The sequence below is a fragment of the uncultured Oscillibacter sp. genome (assembly GCF_910587525.1).
GTDB lineage: Bacteria > Bacillota > Clostridia > Oscillospirales > Oscillospiraceae > Oscillibacter.
The window spans coordinates 1-7,328 of the sequence record NZ_CAJULS010000117.1 but is presented as its reverse complement, the minus strand read 5'-3'; the positions used below and the strand labels follow the sequence as shown (position 1 = coordinate 7,328).

The 7,328-nt window shown below is 60.6% G+C and carries 9 protein-coding genes; 6 read left to right on the top strand and 3 right to left on the bottom strand.

Annotated features, from left to right (window positions below):
* The 3 genes from QZ326_RS10135 to QZ326_RS10125 all read right to left on the bottom strand — a co-directional run.
* On the bottom strand, positions 1-520 hold a 520-nt coding region (locus QZ326_RS10135; protein WP_295744790.1), incomplete at its 3' end, for an alanine--tRNA ligase-related protein.
* Positions 521-874: 354 nt separating this feature from the next.
* Positions 875-1,081 carry a hypothetical protein gene (locus QZ326_RS10130; RefSeq protein WP_295744787.1) on the bottom strand — a complete coding sequence of 69 codons (207 nt, stop codon included), beginning with the start codon at positions 1,079-1,081 and terminating at the stop codon, positions 875-877.
* 32 nt (positions 1,082-1,113) lie between these two features.
* A complete protein-coding gene (locus tag QZ326_RS10125; protein ID WP_295744784.1) occupies positions 1,114-1,566 on the bottom strand; it encodes a hypothetical protein in 453 nt (150 codons plus the stop codon).
* A gap of 105 nt (positions 1,567-1,671) precedes the next feature.
* Between QZ326_RS10125 and QZ326_RS10120 the strand changes: the two genes are divergently transcribed.
* The 6 genes from QZ326_RS10120 to QZ326_RS10095 all read left to right on the top strand — a co-directional run bounded on the left by QZ326_RS10120 (position 1,672) and on the right by QZ326_RS10095 (position 7,326).
* Positions 1,672-2,202, top strand: a complete 531-nt coding sequence (locus tag QZ326_RS10120; protein WP_295744781.1) for a DUF5662 family protein — start codon at positions 1,672-1,674, stop codon at positions 2,200-2,202.
* 67 nt (positions 2,203-2,269) lie between these two features.
* Entirely contained in the window at positions 2,270-2,944 is a 675-nt protein-coding gene (locus QZ326_RS10115) for a TetR/AcrR family transcriptional regulator (RefSeq protein WP_295744779.1), read from the top strand.
* A 77-nt stretch (positions 2,945-3,021) separates the two neighbouring features.
* Positions 3,022-4,263 (top strand): MFS transporter, encoded by a 1,242-nt coding sequence (locus tag QZ326_RS10110; protein ID WP_295744775.1) that lies wholly within the window; start codon positions 3,022-3,024, stop codon positions 4,261-4,263.
* 913 nt (positions 4,264-5,176) lie between these two features.
* The gene (locus QZ326_RS10105; protein WP_295744772.1) at positions 5,177-6,049 is read left to right on the top strand and encodes a radical SAM protein; all 873 of its coding nucleotides are present in this window, start codon (positions 5,177-5,179) and stop codon (positions 6,047-6,049) included.
* A gap of 15 nt (positions 6,050-6,064) precedes the next feature.
* On the top strand, positions 6,065-6,415 hold the full coding sequence (locus QZ326_RS10100; RefSeq protein ID WP_295744770.1) for an arsenate reductase family protein: 351 nt from the start codon (positions 6,065-6,067) through the stop codon (positions 6,413-6,415).
* Positions 6,412-7,326: a tRNA-dihydrouridine synthase gene (locus QZ326_RS10095; RefSeq protein WP_295744767.1), complete on the top strand. Its 915-nt coding sequence runs from the start codon at positions 6,412-6,414 to the stop codon at positions 7,324-7,326. Before QZ326_RS10100 ends, QZ326_RS10095 begins: the two co-directional genes overlap by 4 nt.
* Positions 7,327-7,328 lie beyond the last annotated feature (2 nt).

Genomic DNA, 7,328 nt, shown 5'->3' with positions numbered 1-7,328 from the left:
CGGAGCAGGGGCCGCAGGGGCCCGCGCCGTGCTCCCAGAAGTTGTCCTCCTTGCCGAAGCGGAAAATGCGCTCCCGGGGGATGCCGATGTCTTTGTTCCAGATTTCAAAGGCCTCGTCGTCGTCCAGGTAGATGGAGGGATACAGCCGGTCCTCCTCCAGGCCCACCACTTTCGTGAGAAACTCCCAACAGAAGGGAATGGCGTCCTTTTTGAAGTAGTCGCCGAAGGAGAAGTTGCCCAGCATCTCAAAATAGGTGCCATGACGGTCGGTCTTGCCGATGTTCTCGATGTCGCCGGTGCGGATGCACTTCTGGCAGGTGCACACCCGGTCCCGGGGCGGCTCCTCCTCCCGGGTGAACCAGGTCTTCATGGGTGCCATGCCGCTGTTGATGAGCAGGAGGCTGGCGTCATTGGCCGGGGGGATCAGGGAAAAGCTGGGCAGCCGCAGGTGTCCCTTGCTCTCAAAGTAGCTCAGGAACATCTCCCGCAGCTCGTTTACGCCATGATAGGGGTGTGACATATGTTTCTTCCTCCAATATATAATAAGTTCAATTTGGTATTTCTACAAAAATTCCGGATTCCGCATACAGGGCATCCCGTTCCGCGGCGCCAAAAAAACCTCCGCCCCAAACATAGGGGCGAAGGCATTCTTCGCGGTACCACCCTAATTATCCCCCTGGGGAGACATCTTAGCCATCCGGTAACGGGGATGAACCGGCCCGCTCCCTGCGGGACGCTCCAAAGTGGCTGCCTGGCGGCGTGGGCTGAGGGCTCGCACCATCTCCCTCTCGCTGAGAGCCGGTTTCGTAAGGCTGGCTTTTTCACTGCGTTTTGCTTCATGGACAGTGACATTATATCCCTTCTCCGGGATTTGTCAAGAAGCATCCTGCTCTTTTTTGTACTTCGCCGCGGCCTTTTTCGCCTTCTGGCGGTTTTTGACCAGCACACACTCCCCTGTCCGGATACACTCCCCGCAGCCGATGCAGGGTGTGCTGTCATTTTTCCCGTCGTACAGGATCCCGCAAATCACCGCCGGAACTGCCAAAACCGCGATCAAAAACAGCCAGCCATACCACGCCATAGCACGTTCTCCCTTTGTTTGATGCTGAAAGTTTACCACAGAATGGGAGGTTCTGTCAGTGGCATAAGCAACAGCCTCAGTCCCAGCAGGGGCAGCAGCTCCTCCGGCGGGCCGGGCAGGAGCGGCAGGGGGAACTCCTGGGGCTCGATCACCGTCCCGTCGGGCCGGGGGAGGCTCCGCTGAACGCACAGCACCGGCTCTGTCAAACTGGAGAGAGTCAGACTGTCCCGGGGGGACAGGCCGTAGGTAATCACCGTCTCCGCGGGAAACATCGGCGGACCGTCCCCGGGGACCAGCAGAATACGGCAGGCGGTCTCTGTCCGGTCAAAGACCGGCCCCCGCCTTAGCGCCTTACAGCCCCGCCGGGTCAGGGCCAGCAGATCCCAGGTCCGTCCCGCCACCCCTGCCGGGGTCTCCACTCCCAGAACCCCGGAAGGCAGCCGTTCCAGCCAGAGCACAGGACAGTCAAATATTGCTCCCTCCACACAAACCACCTCGCAAATAGTATAGCCCCGCGTAAAAATTTTACTCGTTTTTCCGGCCAAACCGTGCTATACTGTCTACGGAACATTGGTTTGGAGGTGCGGAGCGTGGACTTCTGGGGCCATCTGAAAACCGTAAATCACCACCGGGCGCTGGTGCGGAAATACTGCTTCCGCCTGGGGCTGTACTGGCAGGGGCTGACCCACGACCTCAGCAAGTACTCCCCCGTGGAATTCTGGGCCGGGGTGAAATACTTCCAGGGGGACCACAGCCCTAACGACGCCCAGCGGAAAGCCCGGGGGTACAGCGCCTCCTGGATGCACCACAAGGGCCGCAACCGCCACCACTTCGAGTTCTGGACGGACTATGGCCCGGAGGGCATCCAGGGCGTGGAGATGCCGGCAAAATACGTGGCGGAGATGTTCTGCGACCGTCTGGCCGCCAGCAAAGTCTACCGGGGGGCGGACTTCGACCCCGGCGATCCCTACAAATTTTTTCTCCGGGGCCGGAACAAGCGTCTTTTACTCCACCCCGCCACCTCCGCCCTGCTGGAGACAATCCTGGTCAAACTGCGGGACGAGGGCGAGGACGCAGCCTTTGATTTCATCCGGCGGGAGGTCCTGAAAAAGCAGGCTTGACACCGGGGGGAAGGTGTGGTATCTTGAAAGCAACAGACCGTTGGTCTGTTTGAGGGGAGGGCGTCCTGTGGGGCGGAACAAGTATCCGGAGGAGACCATTCGGAAAATCCTGGACACAGCAGAGCGGCTGTTTATCGAAAAGGGCTATGACCACACCTCTCTCCAGGAGATCATTCAGCAAACGGGCCTCTCCAAGGGGGCCATCTACCACCATTTCACCTCCAAGGAGGATATCTTTTATTCTGTCTGCGACCGCATCGGCCAGAAAAACGGAGCGATCCTGGCAGCGGTCCGGGACGACCCCCATCTGAACGGCCTGGAGAAGCTGCGGACCATTTTCAAGGTCTCCATGCAGCCGGAGCGGCAGGCAAAGATGTTCTGCATGTTGCCCTATCTGCTGAACAACGCCAAATTTCTGACTACGGAGATGCGGAGTATTTTCTTCGAGGTCGCGCCCTTTTTTATCGAGCCCATCATCCGCCAGGGCCTGGCCGACGGCTCCATTCATACAGGCCACCCCAAGGAACTGGCGGAGGCCATGATACTCCTGTCTGATATCTGGATCAACCCCATTGTCCGCCCCACTACACCGGAGGAGATCAGGGCCCGGTGTGCTGTTTACAATCGCCTCTTCCATGGCTTCGGCATCACGGAGCTGATCGGTCAGGAGATCATTGACGCCCTGGTAAACTATGCGGAGATGGCCCATCCCCCCTCTCCGGGGGCAGAGACCTGCAACTGAGAAGAAACTGCCGCGCGCGGGCAGTTTCTTTTTGGGAATATAAAAACCGACGGTCGGTTTATAAAAGGAGAATGAATATGAAAACAGCCTCTCTCTTCCGCCGGGATTTTACCCTGGTGGTCATCGGACAGATCATCTCCCTCTTCGGCAACGCCATTGTGCGCTTTACCCTGCCGCTGTACCTGCTGCGGCAGACCGGGTCCGCGGCGCTGTTCGGCGCAGTGGGGGCGGCGTCCTTCATCCCCGCCGTGCTGTGCTCCCCCATCGGCGGCGTGGCGGCGGACCGGATCAACAAGCGAACCATCATGGCTGTTCTGGACTTCTTCACAGCAGGTCTAATGCTGGCCTTCGCCCTCCTTCTGGGGCGGGCGCCGCTGGTGCCCCTGACGGCCGCCTGCCTCATGCTGCTCTACGGCATCGCCGGGGCCTACCAGCCGGCGGTACAGGCCAGCATCCCCCTCCTGGCGGAGCCGGAGCAGCTCACCAGCGCCAACGCCGTCATCAACATGGTGAGCACCCTGTCGGGCCTCCTGGGTCCTGTGGTGGGCGGCGTGCTGTTTGGGGCCTTCGGCATCCGGCCTATCCTGTGGGTCGGTATCGGGTGCTTCTTCCTCTCCGCCGTCATGGAGCTGTTCATCCACATTCCCCACCACCCCCAGGACGCGGCGGGAAGCGTGCTGTCCACGGTATGGCGGGATCTGGGGGAGAGCTGGCGGTTCATCCGGCAGCAGCGCCCGATATTCCTCTCTGCCATGGTGGTGCTGGCGCTGTTTAACCTGGTGCTGTCCGCCGCCCTGATCGTGGGCATCCCTGTGGCGGTAGTCCAGGTGCTGAACATGAGTGACAGCCGCCTGGGGATCACCCAGGGGGCCATGGGCCTGGGCGGACTCTTCGGCGGCGTCCTGACGGCCTTTCTGGGAGCGCGTCTGCGGCTCCGGCGGGGCGGCCTTGTGCTGCTGGCGGCCAGCCTGACGGCGGCAGTCATGGGGCTGGCCCTGCTGCCGGGCGTCTCTCCCTCCGCCGGCTGGTGGGCAATCACAGCTATGAGCTTCACCATCATGGTCCTGTCCACCACGCTGGTGGTGGTACTCAGCGCCGCCGTCCAGAGCCAGACTCCTCCGGACCTGCTGGGAAAGGTGATGGCCTTCATCATGGCGGTGTCCAACTGCGCCTCGCCTCTGGGCCAGGCGGTCTACGGAGCATTGTTCGAGGGCTGTCCGGCCTGGGCTGTTCTTCTGGGTGCGGCCGCCGCCGCGGCTGTGACAGCGGTCTACTCCAAGGGGGTCTTCCGGGCGCTGGACAGCGGCGGCGCGGTCTGACGCGGTCATTGGGTTGGTGCAGCGCTTCATATAGTTGAAGCACTTAAAAATCCGCAATTTCCGCAAGTTGCTCGTTCGTTTTGAGAAGAAGTCGCAAAACTACCTTGAGCTTATCCATTTTGCCCCTGCCATTATTGTCTGGCGCAAGCTTTTCCCTGTTCATCGCTAATTTATGGATAGGCTCATAATATTTTTCCCAGTCAATATATAGAGCACGCGGCCTTCTCCTTACGACTCCGTGCCATCTTCGGAGAGCTCCAGCGATAAACCCATCTGCTGTACGGCCGCAAGGATGTTAGCCTCTGTCACAGGAGCTGCCTGCTGATGATCCCGGGTAATTCCGGCAACTGCTCAAGCAATGGCACAGAGAGTGATTGCAGGCAGCATGAAACAGCACAAGAATAGATTGATAGCTTTTTAATTGTAATACAGCGGCCGGCTATCCTTTTATTCATGTTCATCACCACTTCGATGCAGGGGCTTATAGTCAGTTGCAGCAGATTCCGCTTCATCAAGGTTACAAACGGTATAATAAAAATGGAATAGCACAGAGGATGCCTCGTGGTGTTATCTTTCAAATCCCAGTTCGCAGCTTGAAACTGTATGTATTATGGTGATTATAAGAGAACCTAATGCCGAACGGATTACAAAAAGCCCTATCTCATCCTGTTTCACGCAGCGGCGGACGCCATTCAGCACATGGAAAACAGTCCCCAGCACAGCGGGCGGCAGAGGAATTCACCATCTCCCAGCCCAGCGAGGAGGACGAGGTGCGGGAGGAAAATAAAGCATTAGAGACAACCTCTCCCCCGCAATCACACAGACGGCGGCCATTTTCTGCCGCCTGCTTTTTTGCTCTTGCCCCGGAGCCCATTTTTTGTTATACTCTCCCTATTCGGGAGGAGGATACGCCATGCATGAGATCAGAGCAAAATCCATCCTCTCCCCCCGGAACGGCATCAACGTCTACCGGGGCTGCACCCACGGGTGCGTCTACTGCGACTCCCGCAGCGTCTGCTACCAGATGGACCACGCCTTCGAGGACGTGGCGGTGAAGGTCAACGCCCCGGAACTGCTGGAGGATGCCCTCCGCCGCAAGCGCCGCCGCTGCATGGTCGGCACCGGCTCCATGTGCGACCCGTATCTGCCTCTGGAGCGGGAGACCCGCCTGACCCGGCGGTGCCTAGAGGTGATCGAGCGCCAGGGTTTCGGCGTGTCGGTGCTCACCAAATCCGACCTGCTGCTGCGGGACCTGGACCTCTTGAAGCAGATCAACCAAACCGCCAAAGCCGTGGTCTGCACCACCTTCACCACCTTTGACGAAGACCTCTGCCGCATTCTGGAGCCAGGTGTCTGCACTACCCGCCGCCGGTTCGAGATGCTGAAAACCTGCCATGAGGCGGGCATCCGCACCGGCGTGTGGCTGTGCCCCATCCTCCCTTTTCTCAATGACACGGAGGAGAACCTGCGGGGACTGCTGGGGTACTGCTTCGATGCCGGGGTGGAGGCCATTGTCAACTTCGGCATGGGCGTCACGCTGCGGGAGGGGGACCGGGAGTACTTCTACGCCCAGCTTGACCGGCACTTCCCCGGCGTGAAGGAGCGGTATATCCGCGCCTTCGGAAACCGCTACCAGTGCCCCAGCCCCAACGCCGCCCATCTGAGCCGGATTTTCCGGGAGGAGTGCCAGGCCCGCAGCGTCCTCTGGGAGCCAGAGGCGGCCATGGACTGGCTGATGGAATTTGAGGACAAGCAGTCCGGACAGCAGCTGGATCTATTTTCATGACAAAGGAGAACCGCCATGTTATTTCTGCACTACCCCAAATGCACCACCTGCCAGAGGGCAAAAGCCTGGCTGGACGCCAAAGGGCTCTCCTATGAGGCCCGGGACATCAAGCTGGAACACCCCGCCGCGGAGGAGCTGCGAACCTGGTGGAAGAGGAGCGGACTCCCGCTGAAAAAGTTCTTCAACACCAGTGGCCTCCAGTATAAGGCGCTGGGGCTGAAGGACAGGCTCCCCGCCATGGATGCGGAGGAACAACTCCAACTGCTGGCCACCGACGGGATGCTGGTCAAGCGGCCCATTCTGGTGGGCGAGGACTTTGTTCTCACGGGCTTCCGCCCGGCGGAATGGGAGGAGAAACTGCCGTGATCGCCCGCTGTGACCTGGCTCCCCTGGACGGCATCACCAAGACCGTGTTCCGCCGGGTGTGGGCCCGGCGGTTCGGCGGCGCGGACCGGTATTTCATCCCCTTCTTCTCCCCCACGCCCCAGCATATCCTCACCCCCCGGGACCGCCGGGAGCTGGAGATGCTCCCTGGCCTCCGGCAGGTGCCCCAGGTGATGACCTGCCGGGCGGAGGACTTCCTCTGGGCGGCGGAGACGGTGCGGGACTTGGGTTATGAAGAGGTGAACCTAAACCTGGGCTGTCCCTCCGGCACTGTCACCGCCAAGGGCAAGGGTGCGGGCTTTCTGGCAAGGCCGGAGGATCTGGACCGCTTTTTTGACACGGTGTTCGCCCGGACACCCCTCCCCGTCTCCGTCAAAACCCGCCTTGGCATCCAGTCTCCGGAGGAGTTCGGGCAGCTGCTGGAGATTTACAACCGTTATCCCATCGCCTGCCTGACCATTCACCCCCGGATACAGAAGGAGAAATACCGGGGCCCGGTTCACCGGGACGTATTTGCCAAGGCCCTGGCGGAGAGCCGGAACCCGGTGTGCTATAACGGCGACCTGAGGACCACGGCGGAGTGCCGGGAGTTTGAGGCGGCCTTCCCCCAGGCGGAGCACGTGATGATCGGCCGGGGAGCCGTGGCGGACCCCGCCCTGCTGCGAAAGCTCCGAGGCGGCCCCGCCGCCAGCCGGGAGGAGCTGCGGGACTTCACCGCCGCCCTGTACCAGGAATACCAGTCCTTTTACGGCCAGACGGGCCCCGCTTCCCAGCGGATGAAGGAGGTCTGGTTCTACCTGATCCATCTCTTCCAGGGCGGGGAGCGGTGCGGCGGCAGAATGCGCCGCTCCCGGGGTCCGGCGGAATACGAGCGGATCGAGGCCGAGATCTAGAT